Here is a 23,630-nt window from a genome sequence, read left to right as displayed (position 1 = left end):
AAATTTCGACTTAGGGGTTTTTACTTCTACACACGGCCTGCGCGCTTCGCTGAGAGCGTGCTGTCGTTCATTTGCCTATGCGATCAGCCGAACGAAAAACGCACTGTTCGCTAAGTGCAGAACGCGTGAGCTGATGACGAATCCCAGCTCACCCAGACCGGTTGGCCCGGTCGCAGGCTGCCAGCAGCCTCATGGCCGAAAGGCAAGCGCACCGAAAGCACTTCTTGCGTGGCGGTCTCAGTCAGCACATGTGTATTATTGCCGAGAAATGTCACGTCCTTGACCGTTGCCGCAAGGCTTCCGGCAGTTGAAACCGGCGTCGACGACAGAGTGAGCCGTTCAGGCCGCAACATCACCGCAGCTTCGTTTCCAGGCCGTGCGCTACCATGCACCGAAACCGCCGGCAGGATGAGATGCTCGCCGATGCGAATGTCGGCGCTCTTCCCGTCCGTGGCTTCGATCCTGCCCTTGAGGAAATCGCTGTCGCCAATGAATTCCGCCACGAACCGGGTTGCCGGATTAGCGTAGAGCTCGGTGCCAGTACCAACCTGGTCGATAACGCCCTTGCTGAACACCGCGATGCGGTCCGACAAGCGTAGCGCCTCTTCCTGATCATGGGTGACATAAAGGATGGTAACGCCGGTCTCTTGATGAATGCGCCGGATTTCGTACTGAATCTCCTCGCGTAGCTTCTTGTCGAGCGCCGACAATGGCTCGTCCATCAAGAGCACTGGCGGATCGTAGGCCAGCGCACGCGCCAACGCCACGCGCTGCTGCTGTCCGCCCGACATTTTTGCCGGCATCCGGTCCTCGAAGCCCTCCAGCCGCACCAATTTGAGCGCCCGGCGCACAGCCGCATCGACTTCCGCCTTCGGCTTGCGGCGAACACGCAGCGGAAAAGCGATGTTCTCGCCCACCGACAAATGCGGGAAAAGCGTGTAGCGCTGGAACACCATGCCGATATTGCGCTTGTGCGGCGGCGTATCGAGTAATGTGCGCCCGTCCAGCAAAATATCGCCGGAAGTCGGGTTTTGAAGACCCGCCAGTATATAGAGCGTCGTGCTCTTCCCCGAGCCGGACGGTCCCAGGAAGGTCATGAACTCGCCCTGCGCTATGTCGAGCGTGACGTCGTTTACCGCAGTGACGTCGCCATATGCCTTCCGGATGTTCCGGATCTGGAGAAAGGGCGTCGTCATTTTTTCATTCCTTTGCGCACAAGGGCGGCAAGCAGCATCAGCGCTATCGTGAAGAGAACCAGCAGCGTGGAAGCAGCCGCGATGACCGGAGTGAGATCCTGCCGCAGCGTGGTCCATATCTTGACGGGCAATGTCTGCAGGGTTGGGCTCGCCATGAAGATCGCGACCACCACCTCGTCCCACGAAACGAGAAAGGAGAAGATCGCGGCCGCAAAGAGCCCATGGCTGATCGCAGGTAGCGTTACCCTGAACCGCGCCTCCCATGGACTTGCCCCGCAAAGAATGGCCGCGTCCTCGATCGACTTGTCGAAACCTTCGAGCGCGTTGCTGATCGAGATGACCGAGAACGGCAGTGCCAAAACAAGATGCGCGAGAATGAAGCCTAAGAATGTGCCGTTCAGCCCAATTTTCAGGAAGAACGCATAAAGCGCTACGGCCAGCACGACGACCGGCAGGATCATCGGCGTGACGAAGAATGCCCGCAGCACTTCGCGGCCGCGGAAGTTTCCGCGCGTGAGAGCAAGCGATGCAAACAGTCCGAGAACAACCGACAGGACCGTGACTGCTATGGCGATCCTGGCGCTGGTCCAGGCCGCCTCAAGCCATCGCGGGTCGGCAAACAGGTCGCGATACCAGCGCAGAGTCCAGCCCGGCGGCGGGAAAATCAGCCATTGCGAGTTGCCGAAGGACAAGGCCGCGATGAAGACGATAGGCAGCAGCAGAAACAGTGATACCAGCGCCGTGATCGTCACCAGTACCCATTTCCATGCGCCGAGGCGATCGAAATCAAGAAGCATTGTTTTATGCCCCCTGGCCGAGGCGGCCCGCACCGAAGAGGCGCAGCTGGATGCCGTAGATGCAGAGCGTCACCACCAGCAGGACGAAGGCAGCGGCTCCGCCCATGCCCCAGTTGACGAGCGACTGGACGAATTGCGCAATCATCTCGGCAAGCATCATGTTCGCGGTGCCGCCGAGCAATGCTGGCGTTACGAAGTATCCGAGCGACATCACGAAAACCATCAGGGCGCCGGCCGCGACACCCGGAAGCGCAAGCGGTATCAGCACGCGTGTCAGGCACTGCCAGCGTGTCGCGCCGCACAGTGAAGCGGCCTGAAGAATGGCGGGGTCGATTGCCTTGATGACACCGCGCAGCGGCAGGATCACGAAGGGCAGCATGATATAGGTCATGCCGATCGTCACCCCGACCAGATTGTTGACCAGCGCCAGCGGCTGGTCGATCAGGCCGAGGTTCATGAGCGTCTTGTTGATGACACCGGTGCGCTGGAGCAGAACCATCCAGGCATAGGTTCTTGCGAGCAGGTTCGTCCACATTGACAGGAGGAGGATTGCGAACACCACCGAAGCCCAGCGTGATGGCATGATGGCCAGCATCCAAGCCACCGGAAAGCCGATGACCACCGAAAGAGCAGTTACGACTGCGGACACCATGAAGGTGTTCAGGAAGATGCGCAGATAGGTCGAGGAGCCGAAAAGCGTTGCGTAATTGCCCAGCCCCGGTTCGGGTTCGAGAACGCTTCGAAGCAGCAGCCCTACCACCGGCACGACGAAAAATATCAGCAGCAGCAACAGCGCGGGCAGCGCATAGGCCCAGCCGCTCGTACCGCGCGCGCGTTCCGAGTTTCCTGCCGCCGTTGTTTCCGTCACTGCCGACATGCTGACTCCCAGGGTTGATGGAGCGGACATATCCGCTCAACATCAGGTCGGGCTTTACGATTGCCGCCGCATCCTCGACTGACGCGGCGGCATATCGATTACTCCGCCTGCCAGGCGTACCAGCGCGTGCCGATGGCATCGCGATTTGCCGCCCAGTAGTTCATGTCGGCATTCACCTGGCTTGCCGACTGTGCGTCGGGCAAAGTCTTGCGCATCGCCTCATCCATGAGGGCCGCCGAGCCAAGGTTCGTCGGCGCATAACCTGTGGCGATGGAAAAGTCCTTCTGCCCCTCGGCGCTGGTTGCAAGCGCAATGAACTTCATCGCCGCATCCTTGTTCTTGGAGCCTTTGGGCACCACGAGTGAATCCGCCGCCGTGATGTTTTGCTCCCAGGAGACGCCAACCTTGACGCCTGTCTGCTCCAGCGCCGTCAGGCGCCCATTCCAGAACATGCCGTAGGGCGCCTCGGCGGAAGCGAGAAGCTGCTGCGACTGCGCCCCGCCGGTCCACCAGACGATGTCGCCTTTTATGGTGTCGAGCTTCTTGAAGGCGCGATCGAGATCGAGAGGATAGAGCTTGTCCGCAGCCACACCGTCGGCCAGCAATGCCGCCTCGATCACGCCGGGTGCAGACCATTTGTAAAAGGTGCGCTTTCCGGGAAATTTCTGCGTGTCGAACAGGTCGGCCCAGGTCTTCGGGCCTTCGCTGACGGTGGCGGCGTTGTAGCCGATGACGAACGAATAGTAGAAGCTGCCGACGCTATAGTCCGTGACGAAGCGCGGATCGAGCTTCGATTTGTCGATGACGTTGAAGTCCAGCTTTTCGAGAAGGCCGTTCTGTCCCGCCTGCACGGCATAATCGCCTTCCGCGTCGACCACATCCCAAGAGACGCTTCCGGCCTCGACCATGGCCTTGATCTTACCGTAGTCGGTCGGGCCGTCCATCAGGACATTCGCACCCGTGGCACTGGCGAATTTGTCCGCCCATGCCGCTTTCTGCGCATCCTGGGTGGTTCCGCCCCAACTTGTGAATACAAGATCCGCTGCCGAGGCAGCACCAGTCAAACTCAACGCGGCAGCAACCACTGCCATCTTGATTGTTTTACGCATGTTCCCTTGTTCCCATTTTTGTTGTGTCGGTCAGTCATGTCGTGCGTCCGCACCAAGGCGCGGTTTCGTTCACCGCATCACGAATGGATCGGGGATCGGTTCGTCCGATGTCCTCAGCCAAACGGTCTTGGTACGCGTGAAGTCGAGTGCCGCTGCAAGTCCGCCCTCGCGGCCGTGTCCTGATTGGCCATAGCCGCCGAACGGCGCGATCGGCGAAACGGCCCGATAGGTGTTCACCCACACGACCCCGGCATGGATGCGCTTGATCATGCGGTGGGCCCGCGTAAGGTTCTGCGTGAACAGGCCGGAGGCGAGGCCGAACGGCGTGTCGTTCGCGAGCGCCAGCGCCTCTTCCTCGCTCGTAAAGCTCAGCACCGACAGGACGGGGCCGAACAGTTCCCGTTCGACCGACGGCGCCTTTACCTTCGTGCAGTCGATGATGGTGGGCGGATAGTAGAAGCCTGGTGTCTCGGGCATATGCCCGCCAGTGACAAGCTCGGCGCCAGCCGCAACCGAACGCGCGACGATGTCGCCAATGAGTTCGCGCTGGCGGTTCGTGCAGAGCGGTCCCACTTCGGTGTCCATATCGAGCGGCGAACCGATTTTCACCGCCTCGGCCTTTGCCTTGAGAATGGCGAGGAAGCGATCTTTCACAGATGCCTCGACGATCAGCCGCGAGCCGGCAACACAACTCTGCCCCGTTGCGGCGAAAATGCCTGCGACCTGCGCATTGGCAGCACTTTCGAGATCGGCATCGGCAAAGACGATGAACGGCGACTTGCCGCCGAGTTCGAGCGAAGTGCTGGCCAGGTTCTCGGCCGAATTGCGCACCACCTGTCTCGCCGTTTCCGGCCCGCCGGTGAAGGCGATATGCGCGACCTTCGGATGCCGGGTAAGTGCTGCGCCACAGGTCGCTCCGAAGCCAGTCAGCACATTCACGACGCCCGCCGGGAACCCTGCCTCATGCACGAGGCGCGCAAATTCGAGCAGAGGCGCGGGACCATCCTCCGACGCCTTGACGACAAGCGTGCAGCCGGCAGCCAAGGCTGGCCCGATCTTGACGGCGGCAAGAAACAACTGGCTGTTCCAGGGAACGACCGCCGCGACCACGCCAACTGGCTCGCGCCGAAGCCAGACATCCATGTCCGGCTTGTCTATGGCGAGATGCGAGCCCTCGATCTTGTCGGCTAGCCCGGCATAGTAGCGGTAGTATTCGGCGACATAGGCGATTTGGGCCGAGGTCTCGCGAATGATCTTGCCGGTATCCTGCGTCTCGAGTTCAGCCAGCTTGGCAGCATTGCTAGCTACCAGATCGGCAAGCCGATAAAGCAGCTTGCCGCGCGCGGTCGCGGTCAATGCCGGCCACGCACCTGCATGGAGAGCTTTGTGCGCGGCGGTGACGGCGCTATCGACATCGGCTTCACGTGCCTCGGGCATTTCGGCCCAGGCGGCTCCGGTGGCCGGGTCAAGGCTTTCGAAGGAATGGGCACCATCCTCGAAATTGCCGTCGATATAATGCTGGAAACGTCTCATCGCCCTACCCCGCAAAGGCCGGCATGACGTCGGCGATGAAGCGTTCCAGCGACGCCTTCTTGCGCTCGAAGCTCATGCCGGTGTCGATCCAGAAGGAATATTCGTCGTAGCCGAGCGCCTCGTAGTGCTTGAGCCGCGAGATCACCTCCATCGGCGTGCCCACCACATTGTTGCGGCGCATGACGTCCGGGGCGTAGGTCGCATTCGCGGCAATTTCTTCCGCGCTTAACCGCTCGATCAGCCCCTGGCTGATTGGCTTCTCGTTTTTGAACCAGGCACCGAAGTAATTGTAATAAACGCTGATCTCGCGCGCCGCCTGCTCGATGTCGGCCTCATCAGTGCCGACATAGGTGTGGCGCAGCACCATGATCTTCGGCCGCGTAATTTCGGGATACTTCTCGCAGGCGTCATTGAAACGCCCCATCAGGCTTTCAACTTCCTCATCCCCGAACCAGAGCGGCGTCACCTGCACGTTGCAGCCATTGGCGACCGCGAATTCATGCGAGTTCGGATCGCGCGCCGCGACCCAGATCGGCGGATGCGGCTGCTGCAAAGGCTTCGGCGCAGAGGTCGTCGACGGGAACGACCAGAACTCGCCTTCGTGAGAATAGTCTCCCGCCCAAAGCCCCTTGATGGCAGGGATTATCTCGCGCAGCCGCTGGCCGGCGCCCCATGCATCGAGGCCGGGCGAAAGCCGCTGATACTCGAAATTATAGGCGCCGCGCGCGATACCGATATCAAGCCGCCCGTCGCTGATGATGTCGGTCATCGCCGCCTCGCCGGCGAGCTTGATCGGATGCCAGAAAGGCGCAACGACGGTGCCGGTGCCGAGGCGGACATTCTTGGTGCGCCGGGCAAGATCGGCGAGATTGATGAAAGGGTTGGGCGCGATGGTGAAATCCATGCCGTGATGTTCGCCGGTCCAGATCGCATGCATGCCGCCGCGGTCGGCGATCTCGCAGAGTTCGATGAATTCATCGTAGAGGCTCTGCTGGCTCTGGTCCGCGTCCAGCCGCTCCATATGCACGAACAGCGAAAACTTCATGGCTGGACCTTTCCGGCGACCGGGTGGACGCGGCCGCTGCGTTCATTGCCGACATACATGCCGAAATTGCCGAGCACACTCTCGGCAGCGTAGCGCCGCAGAATATCGACCGTCGCAGCGTCGGCAATCGTGGTAAGCGGCAAGGCGTCAACGGCAAAGAAGCGACCGGTTGCCGGTTCGCCAGGGCCTAGCTGGCAGCGGTAGACGATGTGCTGCTTTGAAGCCGTGGTATCCTCGTAGACGGAATAGATGAACCCGATCGAAGCCGGCAGATGCGTTGCCTCTGACAGATACTTTTGCAGCCGTTCCGGGCCGTCTCCCGAAACAAGTTCGCAAGACGGCAGCGCGTAGACGCCTGCTTCTTTCTCGACGAGCAAGACCTCGCCATCCCGGGCGGCCACGGCTCCAGCAATGACGGTCGCTTCGGAGCCCGCAGCCGAAACCGCCTTCTGCGCGAGCGACGGCGTAAAATAGCTGCCGCGCGCATAGCCAAGACCGTTCGACTTGCCGTTCTCGAAAGCTTCGACCTTGCCGATCAGGATGACATGGTCTCCGCCATCGACGATCGTTTCGGTCGAGCAATCGAACCATGCGGCGACTTCGGAAAACACCGGCGCGCCATGCGGCCCGCGCTTCCAGTCAACGGTCGCAAACCGATCCTCGACCGGACGCGCGAAGGTGTTCGAGACATCCTTTTGCGTTTCCGACAATATGTTTATTGCAAAGCCCTGCGCCTTGGTCAGTGCTTCGAAATTCCGTGAACTGCGTGCCAGGCACACCAGCAGCAAGGGCGGATCGAGCGATACGCTGGTGAAGGAATTCGCGGTAAATCCGACCGGCTGCCCGGCAGTATCATGCGTCGTGACAACGGTGACGCCCGTCAAAAACGCCCCGAATGCGTCGCGCAGTGCCCTTGGATCGATTGCGGCCATCAGGCGGGAACCTCCTCACGGGAAAGCCAGTCAGTCAGGATGCCATCCACGGTTTCGGGTGCTGTCAGGTTCACCATATGCCGGTGCCCCGCAATGATCCTGACTTGCCCCGAAGGTGCCGCCGCTGCCATGGCCTTTGCCATCGCCGGCGTGGAATTGGGATCGTGTTCACCGGTCAGGAAAAGTGCCGGACACGCAATACTCGGCCAGGCATCGGCATAGGTGGCATCGCCTTGCGCGAAAGCGGCGTATGCCGTGGCGTAAGCTTCAGGATCAACCTGGGAAAGCCAGCCATGCGTCAAGCGGTATGCTGGTGAGTCCTCATTACCTTCGCCGAACCAGCGGCGCAGCGGACCGTCCCTGTCGATGCGGCCTTCGCGGATGGAATCGACGCGGGCAAGCACTGCGGCTCGCGCTTCGGGATCGCGCCGGTAGACACCGTTGAGTAGTGCGACGCGCTTCACCCGCGCCCCAAAACTTGCAGCCATGCCCCCCGCAATCAGCGCGCCCATCGAATGGCCTGCCACATTGACGCTCTCGAGGCGCAGGTCGTCCAGAACCTTCCCGAACCAGGCGACGAAATCCGGTAGCAACGCCCCGGCTGCTATCCTGTCGCTCTCACCATGCCCCGGCATGTCGACCGCAATAACGCGATGCGTATGACTCAGTGCGCCTATCTGCGGCGACCAGGCTTCAAGCCTCATGCCGACGCCATGAATGAGAAGCAGAGGTTCTCCTGAACCCCGCTCCACATAGGCTGCGCCGCCGGGCGTCCTAGACCGCTGCGGGATTGCTGACATCACGGCCAAGGTCTTTCAGGTCTTCATAGCGGTTGCCGATGCGGTGATGCGGCCGTCCGCCGACTGAGGCGCCCAAGGCGATCACGATCTCGTCGGCTGCCGGCGCATCGGGTATCGAGGTTTGTATCGTGAGATAGTGCGAGCGCCGGCCCTCGTCGGACTTGTCCATGAGCGGGATCATGATCGGGGCGTTGCCGGGGCCGCGCGTATTGGTGAAGGCAAGATAGGTCTTGGCGCCGACCGCCTCGCGAAAATGATTTCCGAACCGCAAGGTATGGATGAGCGCGGAAGCGTGCTCGACCTCGCCCGAAAGCCCAACCACGGCGGCCTTGCCATAGCCTTCGACGGCCGCGCCGGAGCCGACGGCGTCGATGATCATGCCGGTCAGAAGCTCGCCGAGTACGGGAGCAACGGCATGAATCTCCGGCTTGAGATCTTCCACGAAGCCGCGTCCCGCCCAGGGATTGGTGATCACGGCCATGGCTGCATAGAGCTTCAGCGGCTGCCCTGCCTTTTTGCCGCCTTCGACGAACGTCGTTTCGACCTGCAGCATTGTCTTGCGGATGGCGATCGGCACCGGTTGCTCCATATGCTAATATCTCAAACCATATTATGGTATACCAAACTTTTGGATGTCAAGAGCCCCTTGCCTCCTTCTTTCTGCTTGAGGCGACGGCTTGATTTTTTCGGTAAGTTTTTGCTAGGCGCCCGCCGCCTCGGCCAGCAGTTGGCGGGCTATGGACGAGGCTAGGGTGATATGGTCCTGCGCCGCGCGATAGGCACCTTCACCATCACCGCCGCGGATGGCATCGACGATATGCTGCATCTGTTTCGGGCCTTCGACATCGCGGCCTTCCGTTTTGATAGTCATCGAGCGAAGCCTGTTGATGCGCGCGGTCAGCGAGCTGACGATCCCCCACGCAACCTCCCGCTCGGCGCCAGCGAACAGGATGCGGTAGAACTCCGTCGTCTCGGCAAGAACCCGGTCCATCTTCTTTTTTTGATAGCCAGCCTTGATGCGCTCAAGTGCGGCCTGCAGATCTTCGCTTATCCGGCCGTCCCGCTTTTGCGCACAGAGCTTCGCGGCCATACCCTCGAGAGCGCCTCGAATTTCGTAGATCTGCAGCGCCTGATCTGCCGTCGTCTCGGCAACCACCGGGCCTCTCGTGCCAACTGTCGCGACGAGACCTTCGGATTCGAGATGCCTCAAGACCTCGCGAACGATTGTACGGCTGACGCCGAGCTGGGTGCAGAGATCACGTTCCACCAGTCGTGCACCGGGCTTGAAATGCGAGTCCAGAATGGCATCGCGCAGGCTTTCCAGCGCGAGTTCCCGCAGCGTTTTTTCAGGACGGTCCACACGCAACGAACGCTTGGCAATGGTCATCTATGGTCCTCCCTGATCTGGCACGGTTCTTGGAATACCATATTATACCGATTGGGCAAGGTTCATCCCCGCCCGCTGACTGCTCAGCCGGCACGAATGCGAAACGGGCGCGAACAAAGAGAAGCCGAACCGTGCTGGAGGCGCGGTTCGGCTTATGCCCGGCAAGAAGGGGAGAAACCGACGTTGGCCGATCTGGCCGCGTCGGTTGGAAGCTGCCGCAGGCGTTGCCGCCCGCGGCTGCGAAGTATTAGTGAGGCGCCTCGGTAACGGGCGCCGGAAGCGTCGCTTCGCCGCTCTGCTTGAGCGGCCGGTTGCCGGTCAGTCCACGCATCAGCACGTAGAAAACCGGCGTCAGGAAGATGCCGAAGGCCGTCACGCCGATCATGCCGGCGAACACCGCAACACCCATGGCCGAGCGCATTTCCGCGCCCGCACCGGTGGAGTAGACCAGCGGCACGACGCCCATGATGAAGGCCATGGAAGTCATCAGGATCGGGCGCAATCTCAACCTGCTCGCCTCGACCGCAGCCTCCCTTGGCGTCATCCCGGAAAACTCCAGTTCGCGTGCGAACTCGACGATCAGGATGGCGTTCTTGGCGGACAAGCCAACGAGAACGATGAGGCCGATCTGGGTGAAGATGTTGTTGTCGCCATTGGTCAGCCAGACGCCGGTGAGAGCCGCCAGAATACCCATCGGCACGATCATGATGATCGCGATCGGCAGAGCCAGGCTCTCATAGAGTGCGGCCAGCACCAGGAACACCAGGACCAGCGCCAGCGGGAAGACGAGCACGCCCGAATTGCCGGCGAGGATTTCCTGATAGGTCAGGTCGGTCCATTCGAAGGCAATGCCCTTCGGCAAGGTCTCCGCGGCAATCCGCTCGGCGGCGGCCTGCGCCTCGCCTGAAGAATAGCCCGGCGCCGGCCCGCCATTGATGTCGGCCGACAGGAAGCCATTGTAACGGATTGCCCGTTCCGGCCCGGCACTCGGCTTGACGTTGAGCAAGGCGGACAGCGGGATCATCTCGCCCGACTGCGACCGAACTTCCAGCCGCCCGATATCGTCGGCCCGACCGCGGAAGGCGGCATCAGCCTGAACGCGCACGGAATAGGTGCGGCCGAACTGATTGAAGTCGTTCACATAAAGCGAACCGAGATAGATCTGCAGCGTATCGAAGACATCCGTCACCGCGACGCCGAGCTGATGCGCCTTGGTCCGGTCGAGATCGGCATAGAGCTGCGGAACATTGACCTGGAATCCGGTGAACATCCCGGTCAACTCAGGCGCGGCATAGGCTTTTGCCAGAAAGGCCTTGGTCGCCTCGTCCAGTGCCTGATAGCCGAGGCCATTGCGATCCTCGATCTGCATCTTGAAGCCGCCAACCACGCCAAGACCCTGCACCGGTGGCGGCGGGAATATGGCGATGAAGGCTTCCTGAATGCCGCCGAACTGGCCATTGAGCGCTTGCGCGATGGCGCCGCCCGAAAGGTCGGGCGTCTTACGTTCCTCGAACGGCTTCAGCGACAGGAAGATGATGCCGGCATTGGAGCTGTTGGTGAAGCCGTTGATCGACAGGCCCGGAAAAGCAATGGCGCTTTCGACGCCCGGCTGCTTCAGGGCGATGTCGCTCATGCGCCGGATCACCTCCTCGGTGCGGTCCAGCGTTGCCCCGTCGGGCAGCTGCGCGAAACCGACAAGATACTGCTTGTCCTGCGCCGGCACGAACCCGCCGGGCACCACCTTGAACATGCCGAAGGTCGCAGCCACCAGCACGATATAGAGGCCCATGATCACAGTCTTGCGCGACAGAAGCCGCCTCACGCCACCGCTATAGGCCTTGGAGCCGCTGCCGAAGGCACGGTTGAAACCACGGAAGAACCAGCCGAACGTCTTGTCCATCGCGCGGGTTAGCCAATCCTTCGGCGCATCGTGTCCACGCAGCAGGAGGGCCGCCAGGGCCGGCGAAAGCGTCAGCGAATTGAATGCGGAAATCACCGTCGAGATTGCGATGGTCAAGGCGAACTGCTTGTAGAACTGACCGCTCAGACCGGAAATGAAGGCCAGCGGCACGAACACCGCAACCAGCACCATGGCGATCGCAACGATCGGGCCGGAAACCTCACGCATGGCGCGGTATGTCGCATCGCGGGGTGAGAGCCCTTCCTCGATATTGCGCTCGACATTTTCGACGACGACGATGGCGTCATCGACGACGATACCGATGGCCAACACCAGCCCGAACAAAGTGAGCGCGTTGATCGAAAAGCCGAAGACATACATCACCGCGAAGGTGCCGATGATCGAGACAGGCACCGCGACCAGCGGGATGATCGAGGCACGCCAGGTTTGCAGGAACAGAATGACGACGAGCACGACCAGGACGATGGCTTCAAGAAGCGTATCAACCACCGCCTCGATGGAAGCGCGGACGAACTGCGTCGTGTCGTAGACGATCTGGTATTCCACGCCGTCAGGCATGGTCTGCTGCAGCTCCGCCATCACCTTCTGGACGTTGTCGGAAATCTCGATGGCGTTGGAACCGGGCGCCTGAAACACCGGAATGGCAACGGCCTGCTTGTTGTCGAGCAGCGAGCGCAGCGCATATTCAGCAGCGCCCAGTTCGATGCGGGCAACGTCGCGCAGCCGCGTGACCTCGCCATTCGCGCCGGTCTTAACAATGATATTGCCGAACTCTTCGACGCTCTGCAGACGTCCTTGAGCGTTGACGGAAAGCTGCAGGTCGAGGCCGGGCGCTCCCGGCGAAGCGCCGACGACACCGGCGGCAGCCTGAATATTCTGCTCGCGGATCGCCTGTACGACGTCGCTTGCGGAAAGGTCGCGCTTGGCCACCTTTTGCGGATCGAGCCAGACGCGCATGGAATAGTCGCCTGAGCCGAAGACCTGCACCTGGCCGACACCGTCAATGCGGGCGAGCCGGTCCTTGACGTTGATAACGGCATAGTTGCGCAGATAAGTGATGTCATAGCGGTCATTCGGCGACAGAAGATGCACGACCATCATCAGGTCGGGCGAGCTCTTGACCGTTGTGACGCCGAGACGCCTCACCTCCTCCGGCAGACGCGGCTCGGCCTGGCTGACGCGGTTCTGCACGAGCTGCTGTGCCTTGTCCGGGTCGGTGCCGAGTTTGAAGGTCACGGTCAACGTCATCAGGCCGTCCGTGGTGCCCTGGCTCGACATGTAGAGCATGTCCTCGACGCCATTGATGGCCTCCTCGATCGGCGTCGCCACTGTTTCAGCGATAACCGTCGGGTTGGCGCCCGGATATTGCGCCCTGACCACGATGGATGGCGGCACGACGTCGGGATATTCCGAGATCGGCAGGGCACGGAGGCCAAGCAGACCGCCAATCAAAATAAGGACCGAAAGCACGCCGGCAAAAACCGGCCGGTCAACGAAAAATCTGGAAAAATTCATGTCAAAATCCCGCCTTCCGGGCGCAAACTGGCGGACAGCCCTCGAAAAAGCCTGTCGGCATCGGGACTATCGGCAAAATTCAATGTGTCGACTGCCGGCGGAAGCAGGTGGGAAGCGCCCCGCTTCCGCCGGTCTGTCAGATCGCAGCGCATCCCTTCGGAGGCACGAAGCACGACCCAACGTTCTGAATGAGCACCGGAATATTCGAAGAAACGGTACTCACTTTTCTGCTCTACTGCGCCACCGCGTTGGCTTCGGCCAGCGCCTGTTCATTTGGCACCATGGCAACCGGCTGAGGATCGACCAGCGCACCGGGACGAACCCGCTGCAAACCGTTGACGACGATCCGCTCGCCGGACTTGAGCCCGCTCTTGACGATGCGCAGTCCCTCGACCGAAGCGCCGAGCGCCACCTCGCGGTAGGCGATCTTGTTGTCCGCCTCGACGACCAGAACGAACTTCTTGTCCTGATCGGTCCCGACTGCTCGCTCGCTGACGGTCAGTTCAGGCGCCGGCTTCGGCTGACCCATGCGCACCCGCACGAACTGGCCAGGAATCAGGCGGCCATTGGGGTTGTCGAAGACGGCCCTGACCCGCATGGTGCCGCTTGCCGTATCAACCTCGTTGTCGATGAGCTGAAGCTTGCCGCGGATCGGCGTGCCGTCATCGCTGGCCGTGCCGATTTCCACCGGGATCTGCTCGACCGCCAGCGCTCCGCTATCCGTCACCGGAAGCTCGGCCGAGGCGCGCGCCAGAAGCTGCTCGTCGATACTGAAGCTGGCATAGATCGGGTCGACCGAGACCAACTTCGCCAGGATCGGCGAACCGGAACCTGCGGCGACGAGGTTACCGGGCGTGATCTCGATCCTGCCCAAGCGACCCGAAATCGGGGCCCGAACCTCGGTGTAGCCAAGGTCGAGCTTCGCCGACTGCAAGGCAGCCTGCGCCGACCGCAGATTGGCTTCCGCTTCGTGAGAAGCGCTAAGCCGCTGGTCGAGATCGCTTTGCGATACCGTGCGGTTCTCGACGAGCTTGCGGCCACGCTCGAGTTCGAGCCTGGTCAACTCCACGCGCGCCTCGGCTGCAGCGACAAGGGCCTCGGACTGTGCCACTGCCGACGCGAAAGGTGCCGGGTCGATCGTCACGAGCAGATCGCCCTGCTTTACCAGCGCCCCTTCGCGAAAATGCACAGACTGTATGGCGCCGGCGACACGCGAGCGGATTTCGACGCGGTCCACCGCTTCTAGGCGGCCGGAGAACTCTTCCCAGGTCGTGATCTCACGCGGTTCGACCACTGCGACCGAGACCGGCGTTGCCGGCGCCGGTGCCGACACCTCAGCCTTGGCCGTTTCCGGCAGGTTTGTGATTGTCGCTACGCCGAAAATCAGCGCAACAAGGGGTAGGCCGGCGCCCCAGAGGAGCCGGCGGGCGGTAGTCTTCTTCATAATGATCTCCTTAGCGGCGCTCAGGCCGTATAGGTTGGAAACGGTCCGTCAGTGGGGTAACGCTCCGGTCTCTTGGAAAAACTCGACAAACTGGCTGCGAACAGTCTCCCCCCATCCCGGCTGAACGGCCGGGCATCTCGAATAAGTGGCCGGCCATCCCGTCGGGATGCTCAACACACTTTCACGGACGATCACGCCCGCATCATTCAATCGCCGTGCATATTTCAGGCTTTCGTCGCGCATCGGATCGTCCTCCGCGGTCACGATGAGCGCAGGCGCCACACCGGCAAGGCGCGCGCAATATGCAGGTGCGGCATAGGGGTGGCAGGCATTGGCGCCGAACCCCAGATAACGGTTCCAGCCGTCCGACCATTGGCAGCCGGTAGGCTTGGCTTCGGCCTTGCGAAACGATCCCGTCGCCATGAACGGATCAAGCATAGGCGAGAGCAGTATCTGCCCCTGCAAGGCGCCAAAATGCTGGTCGCGGCACATCAGCGCCAGCCCCGCGGCAAGATTGCCGCCGGCCTCTTCGCCGGCAACGAACAGTGCGGATTTCTTGTCCGCCCATTTCGCCCGCTGGCCGCACACACGGCCAAGAACTTCATAGGAAAGCTGCAGCGCCCGTGGGAATGGATGCTCGTTGGCGCAGGAATAATCGGCTGAGACGACGACCGCGCCAGCTTCGGCAAGCAGCGTCGCAATTGCCTGCCCGGTAGCAAGCGAGCCGCCGAGAAACGAGCCGCCATGCAGATGCATGACCAGCGGAGGCGCTTTTGCCAGCGCATCGCCGCGATAGAGGCGCACCGGCACGCGGCATGCTCCACCATCAAGCGATTCTTCTGTCCAACTGGCTTTCATGACCCCTGAAAAACTCGTCCTGTCATCCGATCGATCAGCCATATAGGACCTCAACCTAAGTTGAGGTCAAGCGGCAGATCTCTCATATCTCATATGCCTCCTGACAGCATCTTGTCAGGGGAAGCGCAGTGCCCCCACGCGTTCTTCATAAGATGGGATTGTTGCTACATACGGAAAAGTAGGCGTTTTGTAATTTCACTGTTTCTGTTAGTGAATAATAAAGCGGTATTTCAGAATCTTGGACAGGATAAAACGATGGACCAGCTTGCCGCCATGCGAGCCTTCGTTCGCGTCGTCGAAGTCGGCAATTTCAGCCGGGCTTCAGAATCACTGGCCACGCCCAAGGCCACCGTCACCAAACTGGTTCAAGGCCTGGAGGCGCATCTGCGCACCAAGCTCCTCAATAGAACCACCCGCCGCGTTCTGGTGACACCCGACGGCGCGCTCTATTACGAAAGAGCACTCAGGCTGCTCTCCGATATCGACGAACTCGACAGCAATATGGCGACTTCGCAGGCCCTGCCCAAGGGCAAACTGCGCGTCGACATGGCGGGAGCGCTGGCGAAGCTGATCGTCATTCCGGCGCTGTGCGATTTCTATGACCGCTATCCCGACATCCAAATCGACCTCGGCGTATCCGACCGGCAGATCGACATTCTGGCTGAAAACGTCGACTGCGCCCTGCGGACTGGTGAAATCAACGACCAATCCCTTATCGCCAGGCGCATTTCCGAGATGAGCGTCGTCACTTGCGCGGCACCGGCTTATTTCGAACGGTTTGGTGAACCGCAGCATCCGCTGGATCTCGAGAAAAACCATTATGTCGTAAGCTTTTTCATGCCGCCGATGGGTCGCCAGCAACCTTTCCTATTCGATCGTGGTGATGAGAAGCTGGAGATCCTCGGGCGCTGTTCGATGGCCACCAACGAGGCAATCACCTATGTCGCGGCGGCCGAGGCAGGAATGGGCATCGTCCAGGCGCCGCGTTTTCTGGTCAAGGAAGCGTTCAGCAAAGGCACCCTGCAGCCGGTGCTGCGCGAATGGAGCCGCGATCCCTTGCCCCTCTATGTCGTCTATCCGCCCAACCGGCACCTGAGCAACAAGCTGCGGGTCTTCGTCGACTGGGTCGCCAACCTCTTCGCCAATTCCGGCATAGACGAGCCACATCCATCATCCTGATCCCACAACGGATGCGGGATCAGGTACCGGCCGAACGTCTCATTCCGCCGCCAAAGGCCGTATCTCGCCCAGCGGTGTCAATGTGATGCCGGGTTCGTCGGCCGGGCTGGCCGGCTCTACCGACTTCTTCTTCGGCTCCTTGCCGAAGAACAGCGCATAGCCGGCAGGCAGAACAAGGATGGTCAAAACCGTCGCCACCAGAATGCCGCCCATCATGGCGTAAGCCAGCGGCCCCCAGAACACGCCGCGTGAAATCGGGATCAGCGCCAGAACTGCGGTTGCCGCCGTCAGCATGATCGGACGGAAGCGGCGAACGGCGGCACCGATGATCGCCTCCTGCCGTTCCATGCCGGCCGCGATATCCTGGTCGATCTGGTCGACGAGAATGATCGAATTGCGCATGATGATGCCGAGCAGAGCGATCACGCCTAGAATGGCGACGAAGCCGAATGGAGCGCCTGTTATCAGAAGCGCCATGGCAGCGCCGATGATGCCAAGCGGGCCTGTCGCCAGCACCAGCATGGATTTGCCGAAATGCTGCAACTGGATCATCAGAAGCACGAGGATGACCAGCAGCATGATCGGCGCCTTGGCGGCAATCGAAGCCTGGCTTTCCGCTGATTCCTCCGCACCGCCCTGGATTTCGACCTTGTAGCCTGCAGGCAGCGAAGCGCGCAGATCCTTCATGCCGTTGAACATTGCGGTAGCAACGTCATTCGACTGGACGCCGTCCGGCAGCGTGCCGCGAACAGTAATCGTCGGCAGACGGTCACGACGCCACTCGATGCCCTGCTCCATCACCGGCACGACCTTGGCGATCTGCGAGACCGGCACGAAGCCGCCGAAATCGGTCGGGATGTAGACCGAGTTGACCGACGAAAGCAGATGGCGGGCAGCTTCCGGTTCCCTTGCGACGATCGAGACGGTTTCCTCGCCATCGCGGAAATCGTCGAGCGGCACGCCGGACATCGTCGCCTGAAGCATCTGGCGAACGCGCTGCGACGTCACGCCAAGCATCCGCGCCCGATCCTGATCGATGACCAGCTTCATGGCGGGCACCGGCTCCAGCCAGTCGTCATGGATCGCACCGATCCTTGGATCGGCATGGAACTTCTGCTTCACCTCGTCCGCGATCTTGCGCACCTCTTCCCGGTCGGGTCCCGACACGCGCATCTGCACCGGCCAGCCGACCGGCGGCCCGAGGAAGAGGCGATCCACCTTGGCGCGAACCGTCGGGAAGTCTTGGGCAAGAATGCCGCGCAGCTTGGCGATGATGCGTTCGCGTGCAGGCTCGTCATTGGCCATGACCAGAAGCTGCGCGTAGTTCGGATTGCGCAATTGCTGATCCAGCGGCAGGAAGAAGCGCGGTGCGCCCTCGCCGATATAGGTGGCGATGAACTTCTTGTCCGGGTCGTCCATCATGCGCGTCTCAAGCGCCTTCGCCTGGTTCTCGACTTCCTTGATGCTGGTGCCTTCCGGCAGCCAGAGGTCGACGAGGACTTCGGGCCGGGACGATTGCGGGAAGAACGCCTGCGGAATGAACTGGAAGGCGTAGAGGCTGCCGGCAAAGGTGAAGAGCGTCAGTGACAACACGATGATCCGGTGACGCACCGCCCATGTCACCGTGGAACGAAGCCGGCGGTAGAAGCGCGTGTCGAAGACGTCGTGATGATCCTGTCCGGCATGTGCGCGCTGCTTGAGGATCATGTGGCCGAGCCATGGCGTGAAATAGACCGCCACGAACCATGACACCACAAGGGCGATCCCCACCACATAGAACAGCGAGCGTACATACTCGCCGGCCGTCGACGCCGCGAAGCCGACCGGGATAAAGCCGGCGATGGTGATCAGCGTGCCGGTCAGCATCGGAAAGGCTGTCGAGGAATAGGCGAAACTGGCGGCGTCGAGCTTTTCCAGCCCCTCCTCCAGCTTTCGCTCCATGAGTTCGACGACGATCATGGCGTCGTCCACCAGCAGGCCGAGCGCGATGATCAAGGCACCGAGCGATATGCGCTGCAGATCTATTCCCAGCTCGTACATGATGGCGAAGGTTGCAGCCAGAACGAGGGGGATGACGATGGCGATGATCAGGCCGGAACGCCAGCCGATCGACAGGAATGAAACGACGAGCACGATAATGAGTGCTTCCACGAGCGCGTGCATGAACTCGCTGATGGCGTCGGTCACCACTTCGGGCTGGTTGGATATCTGATCGACGGACACGCCGACCGGCATCGATTCCTCGAAGCGTTCATAGGTCGCGTCCACGGCCTTACCGACATCCGTGACCTTGAAGCCGTTTGCCATGACCACGCCGATCTGAACGCTGTCATGGCCATTCATCCGGAACTTGCGCGCATATGGGTCTTCGAGACCGGAAGATACCGTCGCGATATCGCCCAGGCGTGTCACCTGGTTGCCGGCCTTGATGCGCAGTTCGCGAATATCCTCGACCTTGCGGACATCGCCCTCGACCGCGATGCGCACCGACCGTGTTCCGGTTTCGACCGATCCGGCCGGATCGACGTTGTTCTGGCCTGCAACGGTGTTGCGAAGGTCATTCAATGTCAGCCCGCGCTCGGCAAGCGCCTTCGACGATACGTCGATATAGATTTTCTGCGGCTGGTCGCCGAGGATCACGGCTTTTTCGACACCCGGCGTGGCCAGCAGCATGTCACGCGCCTGGATCGCAAACTTCTTCAATTCGGGATAGCTGAAGCCATCGCCGCTGATTGCGTTCAGCGTGATGAAAGTATCGCCGAATTCGTCGTTGAAGTAGGGCCCGAGCAGGCCTTGCGGCAGTTCGCTGGAGATATCGCCAACTTTCTTTCGCACCTGATAGAAGGCGTCCTTCACCTGTTCGGCGTTGGTATCGCCCTTGATCTGCACGGTGATAATGGCGCTGCCGGCGCGCGAATAGGATCGCACGAAATCGAGATGCGGCGTTTCCTGCAGCTTGCGCTCGATCTTGTTGACGACCTGGTCCTGCATCTCCTCGATGGACGCGCCCGGCCAGACCGCCTGCACCACCATGACGCGGAAGGTGAAATCAGGATCTTCCTTCTGTCCCATCCGCATCAGGCCGAAGGCGCCGGCGACAATCAGCAGCACGAACAGAAAGCGTGCGATGCTCGGATGCGCTATTGCCCAGCGCGAAAGATTGAACGGCTGCTTTTCCTCTGAGGAATTGCTCATGGCCTTACTCACGCTTTGGAGTTTGAAGAAGGGCTAACGGACGACGCCGGCGTCAGGAACAGCGGCAGGCTCCGCTGCCGCCGCCTTCTGGTCGCCGGTTTCCGGAAGCTTCACCTTCATGTTTTCCGACATGAATTGCGTGCCGGCGGCAACAACGACATCGCCGGGCCGCAAGCCGTCAGCAACGCGGACTCCATCATCGGAAAAGTCCGCGACTTTGACCGGGCGCATGTGAACCGTTCCGGCAGCGCGATCCACGAGCCATACGACTGACGCGCCGTCTTTCTGGCCAAGCGCGCTCAGCGGAATGGATATGGAAGCATTGGCATTGTCCACCTTCGCTTCGATCGTTGCCGTCATACCCAGCAGAACGCGCGGATCGGCGGGCAGGCTGACGCGCACCGCAAAAGTCCGCGACTGAAGATCGGCACTGCCGGCGACCTCGCGAACCTTGCCATCGAGCACCAACGCATTGTCCGACCAGAAACGCGCCTGAACGGACTTGCCGATGCGGAACTGCGCAATATCGGTTTCCGGCACGGCGATCTGAACTTCCTTCTCGCCATCGACAGCAACCGTCACGACCGGCGTCCCGGTTCCCACGACCTGCCCGACATCGGCATTTATCGCCGTCACGATGCCGTTCAGGCCGGACGTCAGATCGGTATAGGCGACCTGGTTCTTCGCCTGCTCCAGCGATGAGGCTGCCGCATCCCGGCTTGAAACCGCCTGCTCATAAGCAAGCGTCTGGGCCTCGAGCTGTGACTTGGATGCGAAGTTCTTCGCAAAGAGCTGTTCGGCACGCTTGCGCGTCAGGTCGGTGGTTTCGACCTGCTTCTGCGCAGCCATCAAGGATGCCTGCGCACTGCGCGTGGCAAGCTCGTAATCATTGGCGTCGACGCGAGCCAGAACGTCGCCCGGCTTCACCCGGTCGCCTATATCGACATTGCGCTCGATGACCTTGCCATTGATGCGGAAACCGAGGCTCGTTTCGGTGCGCGATTTTACCGAGCCGGAATAATCGAGGCGCCGCGTATCATCCGCCTTGGCGATTTCCACGACCTTGACCGGACGGATCACCTCTTTTGTTTCAGCCTTTTCCTGGGAGCAGGCCGAGAGCGCGAGGCCAAGCGCCACGAAGAGCGCAAAACCGGGTATAGACGGCCTCTTCGACCGGGCTATGTACAGCGAGACCATGTCCGCACTCCGATAAAACTTCAATGAACGATTGCCGTTCCGCTTCCGGAACGGCTTATTTCTTCAGGGCCCGGATCGCGAACTCTATCAGTTCGTCCGCGGTGGCCCGGTTTTCCTTGTTCATGCACTGGGCCGCCACCTGGGGGTGGCACAGAGCGACCATAGAGGCGCCAAAACATCGCGCCGCGATCTCCGGATCCTGTTCGACAAATTCACCAGCGGCGATGCCGTCGCTGATGATCTTGGCGAGAACGATATGAAGCTGGTCGATATGTTTTTCGATAACGCCCCATTGATGCTCCAGGGCGACGACCACCATCTCATGCACCTTCTTCTGGTCGGTCAGCACATTGATAGTGAACTGATGTTCCTCATGGCCATAGCGTCTCAAACGCTCTTCTGCGCTGATCGGCAGACGTGCGATTTCCATCGCAAGGTCGTTTCTGTGCGTCAACATCCGCTCCATCAGCGCCTGATGGATTTCGGACTTGGAACCGAAGAAGCGATAGATATTGGCTGGCGACATGCCGAGATCGCGGGCGATGTCGGCCACGTTCGTCTTGCTGTAGCCATAGTGCCGGAACAGCCGGTCAGCCGCATCGAGAATGCGGTTCACGTTTTCCTGGCGACTTGAGTCGGCAACCCTGTCGGCGATATCGCTCACGCTTGGCCTCCGGTTACGAGTGACGATTTTCAATTTTCGTCAGTCGTAATCCATCATTTGACACTTGTCAAACTCTGGTTCCGAAATAGCGGGCACGTTGACCTGCCTTCCTACTCCTTCACCGCACCGGTCATCGACGACACATAATAGTCGACGAAGAAGGAGTAGAGGATCACAACGGGAAGCGAACCGAACAGCGCGCCCGCCATCAGCGACCCCCATTCGAACACGTCGCCACGAACCAGCTCCGTGAGTACACCCACTGGAACGGTCTTGTTTTCCGACGACTGGATGAAGGTCAACGCATAGATGAACTCGTTCCAGGACAGCGTGAAGGCGAAGATGCCCGCGGAGATCAACCCCGGCACCGCAAGCGGCAGGATGATCTTCGTCAGAATCTGCCAGCGCGAAGCGCCGTCGACCAGCGCACTTTCCTCGAGCTCGAACGGGATCGAGCGGAAATAGCCCATCAGCAGCCATGTGCAGAACGGGATGAGAAAGGTCGGATAGGTGAAGATCAGCGCCAGCTTGGAGTCGTAGATACCGAATTTGAAGACGATGAAAGCCAGCGGAATGAACAGGATCGACGGCGGCACCAGATAGGCAAGGAAAATCAGCAGGCCAACCGACCGCGACCCGGTGAAACGCACGCGCTCGATCGCATAGGCGGCGAATACGGAGGCACCCAGCGACAGCACCGTTGCGCCGACCGCGACATACATGGTGTTGAGCAGCCAGCCCGGATAGGAGGTTTCGAACAGCAGATATTTGATATGGTCGAGCGTCGGGCCCACCACCCAGAACGGACTGTAGTTGTTATAATCGGTCAGCTGCGAGTTTGGCTTCACCGCCGTGATCGCCATCCAGTAGAACGGAAACAACAGCACGAAGACGAAGACTGCCAGCGGCAGGTAGATCGTTACGACCCGCCGCGGCAGATTGTTCAGATAGCCCATGCCTTCGACATTGTCGGTCAGCGGGGAAATTGCCGGATTCGAGGTGTTCATCGTCATCTCCTAATCCTGCCCGCCCTGTTGCCACTTGCGCCGCTGCAGCCCGAAGAAGCTGAACAGGATCGATGCCAGCAGGAAGGGGATCATGGCGACGGCGATGGCCGCGCCCTCGCCCAGCTGTCCGCCGGGAATGCCGCGCTGGAAGGAGAGCGTCGCCATCAAATGCGTGGCGTTCACCGGCCCGCCCTTGGTCAGCACATAGATCAACTGGAAGTCTGTAAACGTGAACAGCACCGAAAAGGTCATCACCACGGCAATGATCGGTGTGAGCATCGGCAATGTCACATAGCGGAAACGCTGCCAGCTCGTCGCGCCGTCGAGGGAAGCAGCCTCCTGCAACGACGGCGATATGGTCTGGAGGCCGGCGAGCAGCGAGATGGCGACGAAGGGAATGCCGCGCCAGACATTGGCAGCGATGACCGAGGCACGCGCATTGACCGGGTCGCCCAGGAAATTGATCGGGTGGTCGATCAGCCCGAGTTGCATCAGCGACCACGACACGATCGAGAACTGGGCATCGTATATCCACCAGAAGGCGAGCGCCGACAGCACCGTCGGCACCACCCAGGGCAAAAGCACGATCGCCCGGAAAAAGGATTTGAACGGCAGGTTCTCGTTGAGGATCAGTGCCAGCCAGAGCCCCAGCCCGAATTTGAGGACGGAAGCGACGAATGTGTAGAGAACAGTGTTGAACACCGAGAGCCAGAAGACTGAATCGCCCCAAAGGAACTCATAGTTCTCCAGGCCGATGAAGATGCCGTCGCGGCCGATTTTCGTGTCGGTGAAGCCGAGCCAGACACCCAGCCCAAGCGGATAGGTCAGGAAGCAGACCAGAAAGACCGCAGCAGGCAGCATGAACATGACGCCGAGCGCATTGTTGTTCCGAAACAGCGACGTAAGGAAGGACGGCCGCGTTTCTGACGATGTGGTGCTCATCGAACGTCTCCAGTTAGAAGGCCGCCTCCCAC

Annotated in this window: 19 protein-coding genes and 1 pseudogene; 1 reads left to right on the top strand and 19 read right to left on the bottom strand. The window is 60.7% G+C overall.

The features are described 5' to 3' along the window. Window positions 1-110: 110 nt before the first annotated feature. The 14 genes and pseudogenes from G6N74_RS31535 to G6N74_RS17770 form a co-directional block, all read right to left on the bottom strand. A complete protein-coding gene (locus tag G6N74_RS31535; RefSeq protein ID WP_376767728.1) occupies window positions 111-353 on the bottom strand; it encodes a TOBE domain-containing protein in 243 nt (80 codons plus the stop codon). A 116-nt stretch (window positions 354-469) separates the two neighbouring features. Beyond that, window positions 470-1,196, bottom strand: a pseudogene (locus tag G6N74_RS17830) (ABC transporter ATP-binding protein); the annotation flags it as partial. Beyond that, window positions 1,193-1,993, bottom strand: coding sequence for an ABC transporter permease (locus G6N74_RS17825; protein WP_165119297.1), 801 nt, complete (start codon window positions 1,991-1,993; stop codon window positions 1,193-1,195). The gene G6N74_RS17825 and the pseudogene G6N74_RS17830, both read right to left, overlap by 4 nt. A 4-nt stretch (window positions 1,994-1,997) precedes the next feature. Further along, entirely contained in the window at window positions 1,998-2,870 is an 873-nt protein-coding gene (locus G6N74_RS17820; protein WP_165119296.1) for an ABC transporter permease, read from the bottom strand. Window positions 2,871-2,968: 98 nt separating this feature from the next. Continuing rightward, window positions 2,969-3,979, bottom strand: coding sequence for an ABC transporter substrate-binding protein (locus G6N74_RS17815; protein WP_165119295.1), 1,011 nt, complete (start codon window positions 3,977-3,979; stop codon window positions 2,969-2,971). Window positions 3,980-4,048: 69 nt separating this feature from the next. Further along, window positions 4,049-5,512 (bottom strand): aldehyde dehydrogenase, encoded by a 1,464-nt coding sequence (locus G6N74_RS17810; RefSeq protein ID WP_165119294.1) that lies wholly within the window; start codon window positions 5,510-5,512, stop codon window positions 4,049-4,051. 4 nt (window positions 5,513-5,516) lie between these two features. Beyond that, complete coding sequence (locus G6N74_RS17805; protein WP_165119293.1) at window positions 5,517-6,557, bottom strand: LLM class flavin-dependent oxidoreductase; 1,041 nt, start codon at window positions 6,555-6,557, stop codon at window positions 5,517-5,519. Continuing rightward, window positions 6,554-7,489 carry a flavin reductase gene (locus G6N74_RS17800; protein ID WP_165119292.1) on the bottom strand — a complete coding sequence of 312 codons (936 nt, stop codon included), beginning with the start codon at window positions 7,487-7,489 and terminating at the stop codon, window positions 6,554-6,556. Before G6N74_RS17800 ends, G6N74_RS17805 begins: the two co-directional genes overlap by 4 nt. Then, window positions 7,489-8,289 carry an alpha/beta fold hydrolase gene (locus G6N74_RS17795; protein ID WP_165119455.1) on the bottom strand — a complete coding sequence of 267 codons (801 nt, stop codon included), beginning with the start codon at window positions 8,287-8,289 and terminating at the stop codon, window positions 7,489-7,491. The genes G6N74_RS17800 and G6N74_RS17795 overlap by 1 nt, the downstream gene beginning before the upstream one ends. After that, window positions 8,264-8,866, bottom strand: a complete 603-nt coding sequence (locus tag G6N74_RS17790) for an amino acid synthesis family protein (protein ID WP_165119291.1) — start codon at window positions 8,864-8,866, stop codon at window positions 8,264-8,266. The genes G6N74_RS17795 and G6N74_RS17790 overlap by 26 nt, the downstream gene beginning before the upstream one ends. 123 nt (window positions 8,867-8,989) lie before the next feature. Beyond that, a complete protein-coding gene (locus tag G6N74_RS17785; RefSeq protein ID WP_165119290.1) occupies window positions 8,990-9,676 on the bottom strand; it encodes a GntR family transcriptional regulator in 687 nt (228 codons plus the stop codon). A gap of 247 nt (window positions 9,677-9,923) precedes the next feature. Further along, complete coding sequence (locus G6N74_RS17780) at window positions 9,924-13,112, bottom strand: efflux RND transporter permease subunit (protein WP_165119289.1); 3,189 nt, start codon at window positions 13,110-13,112, stop codon at window positions 9,924-9,926. Window positions 13,113-13,344: 232 nt separating this feature from the next. After that, window positions 13,345-14,556 (bottom strand): efflux RND transporter periplasmic adaptor subunit, encoded by a 1,212-nt coding sequence (locus G6N74_RS17775; protein ID WP_165119288.1) that lies wholly within the window; start codon window positions 14,554-14,556, stop codon window positions 13,345-13,347. Between the two features lie 48 nt (window positions 14,557-14,604). Beyond that, window positions 14,605-15,414, bottom strand: a complete 810-nt coding sequence (locus tag G6N74_RS17770; RefSeq protein WP_165119287.1) for an alpha/beta hydrolase — start codon at window positions 15,412-15,414, stop codon at window positions 14,605-14,607. Between the two features lie 255 nt (window positions 15,415-15,669). Between G6N74_RS17770 and G6N74_RS17765 the strand changes: the two genes are divergently transcribed. Beyond that, entirely contained in the window at window positions 15,670-16,593 is a 924-nt protein-coding gene (locus G6N74_RS17765) for a LysR family transcriptional regulator (RefSeq protein ID WP_165119454.1), read from the top strand. 39 nt (window positions 16,594-16,632) lie between these two features. On the opposite strand, the gene G6N74_RS17760 is transcribed toward G6N74_RS17765, so the two are convergent. From G6N74_RS17760 to G6N74_RS17740, 5 genes are all read right to left on the bottom strand, one after another. Beyond that, complete coding sequence (locus G6N74_RS17760) at window positions 16,633-19,788, bottom strand: efflux RND transporter permease subunit (RefSeq protein WP_165119286.1); 3,156 nt, start codon at window positions 19,786-19,788, stop codon at window positions 16,633-16,635. A gap of 33 nt (window positions 19,789-19,821) precedes the next feature. Continuing rightward, window positions 19,822-20,985 (bottom strand): efflux RND transporter periplasmic adaptor subunit, encoded by a 1,164-nt coding sequence (locus G6N74_RS17755; protein WP_165119285.1) that lies wholly within the window; start codon window positions 20,983-20,985, stop codon window positions 19,822-19,824. 55 nt (window positions 20,986-21,040) lie between these two features. After that, window positions 21,041-21,649 carry a TetR/AcrR family transcriptional regulator gene (locus G6N74_RS17750; RefSeq protein ID WP_165119284.1) on the bottom strand — a complete coding sequence of 203 codons (609 nt, stop codon included), beginning with the start codon at window positions 21,647-21,649 and terminating at the stop codon, window positions 21,041-21,043. Window positions 21,650-21,759: 110 nt separating this feature from the next. Then, complete coding sequence (locus G6N74_RS17745) at window positions 21,760-22,662, bottom strand: carbohydrate ABC transporter permease (RefSeq protein WP_165119283.1); 903 nt, start codon at window positions 22,660-22,662, stop codon at window positions 21,760-21,762. 3 nt (window positions 22,663-22,665) lie between these two features. Then, entirely contained in the window at window positions 22,666-23,598 is a 933-nt protein-coding gene (locus tag G6N74_RS17740) for a carbohydrate ABC transporter permease (protein WP_165119282.1), read from the bottom strand. Window positions 23,599-23,630: the final 32 nt, after the last annotated feature.

Origin of the sequence: Mesorhizobium zhangyense, from assembly GCF_011045115.1 — a bacterium.
GTDB lineage: Bacteria > Pseudomonadota > Alphaproteobacteria > Rhizobiales > Rhizobiaceae > Mesorhizobium_M > Mesorhizobium_M zhangyense.
Note: the sequence above shows the minus strand (reverse complement) of the source record. Positions and strands in the feature narration are given on the sequence as shown.

Coding starts and splice junctions, on each gene's coding strand:
- G6N74_RS17795 (WP_165119455.1), bottom strand. CDS start 8,289: ATGTCAGCAATCCCGCAGCGGTCTAGGACGCCCGGCGGCGCAGCCTAT.
- G6N74_RS17825 (WP_165119297.1), bottom strand. CDS start 1,993: ATGCTTCTTGATTTCGATCGCCTCGGCGCATGGAAATGGGTACTGGTG.
- G6N74_RS17775 (WP_165119288.1), bottom strand. CDS start 14,556: ATGAAGAAGACTACCGCCCGCCGGCTCCTCTGGGGCGCCGGCCTACCC.
- G6N74_RS17770 (WP_165119287.1), bottom strand. CDS start 15,414: ATGAAAGCCAGTTGGACAGAAGAATCGCTTGATGGTGGAGCATGCCGC.
- G6N74_RS17820 (WP_165119296.1), bottom strand. CDS start 2,870: ATGTCGGCAGTGACGGAAACAACGGCGGCAGGAAACTCGGAACGCGCG.
- G6N74_RS17760 (WP_165119286.1), bottom strand. CDS start 19,788: ATGAGCAATTCCTCAGAGGAAAAGCAGCCGTTCAATCTTTCGCGCTGG.
- G6N74_RS17780 (WP_165119289.1), bottom strand. CDS start 13,112: ATGAATTTTTCCAGATTTTTCGTTGACCGGCCGGTTTTTGCCGGCGTG.
- G6N74_RS17800 (WP_165119292.1), bottom strand. CDS start 7,489: ATGGCCGCAATCGATCCAAGGGCACTGCGCGACGCATTCGGGGCGTTT.
- G6N74_RS17740 (WP_165119282.1), bottom strand. CDS start 23,598: ATGAGCACCACATCGTCAGAAACGCGGCCGTCCTTCCTTACGTCGCTG.
- G6N74_RS17815 (WP_165119295.1), bottom strand. CDS start 3,979: ATGCGTAAAACAATCAAGATGGCAGTGGTTGCTGCCGCGTTGAGTTTG.
- G6N74_RS17785 (WP_165119290.1), bottom strand. CDS start 9,676: ATGACCATTGCCAAGCGTTCGTTGCGTGTGGACCGTCCTGAAAAAACG.
- G6N74_RS17765 (WP_165119454.1), top strand. CDS start 15,670: ATGGACCAGCTTGCCGCCATGCGAGCCTTCGTTCGCGTCGTCGAAGTC.
- G6N74_RS17805 (WP_165119293.1), bottom strand. CDS start 6,557: ATGAAGTTTTCGCTGTTCGTGCATATGGAGCGGCTGGACGCGGACCAG.
- G6N74_RS17745 (WP_165119283.1), bottom strand. CDS start 22,662: ATGACGATGAACACCTCGAATCCGGCAATTTCCCCGCTGACCGACAAT.
- G6N74_RS17810 (WP_165119294.1), bottom strand. CDS start 5,512: ATGAGACGTTTCCAGCATTATATCGACGGCAATTTCGAGGATGGTGCC.
- G6N74_RS31535 (WP_376767728.1), bottom strand. CDS start 353: ATGTTGCGGCCTGAACGGCTCACTCTGTCGTCGACGCCGGTTTCAACT.
- G6N74_RS17755 (WP_165119285.1), bottom strand. CDS start 20,985: ATGGTCTCGCTGTACATAGCCCGGTCGAAGAGGCCGTCTATACCCGGT.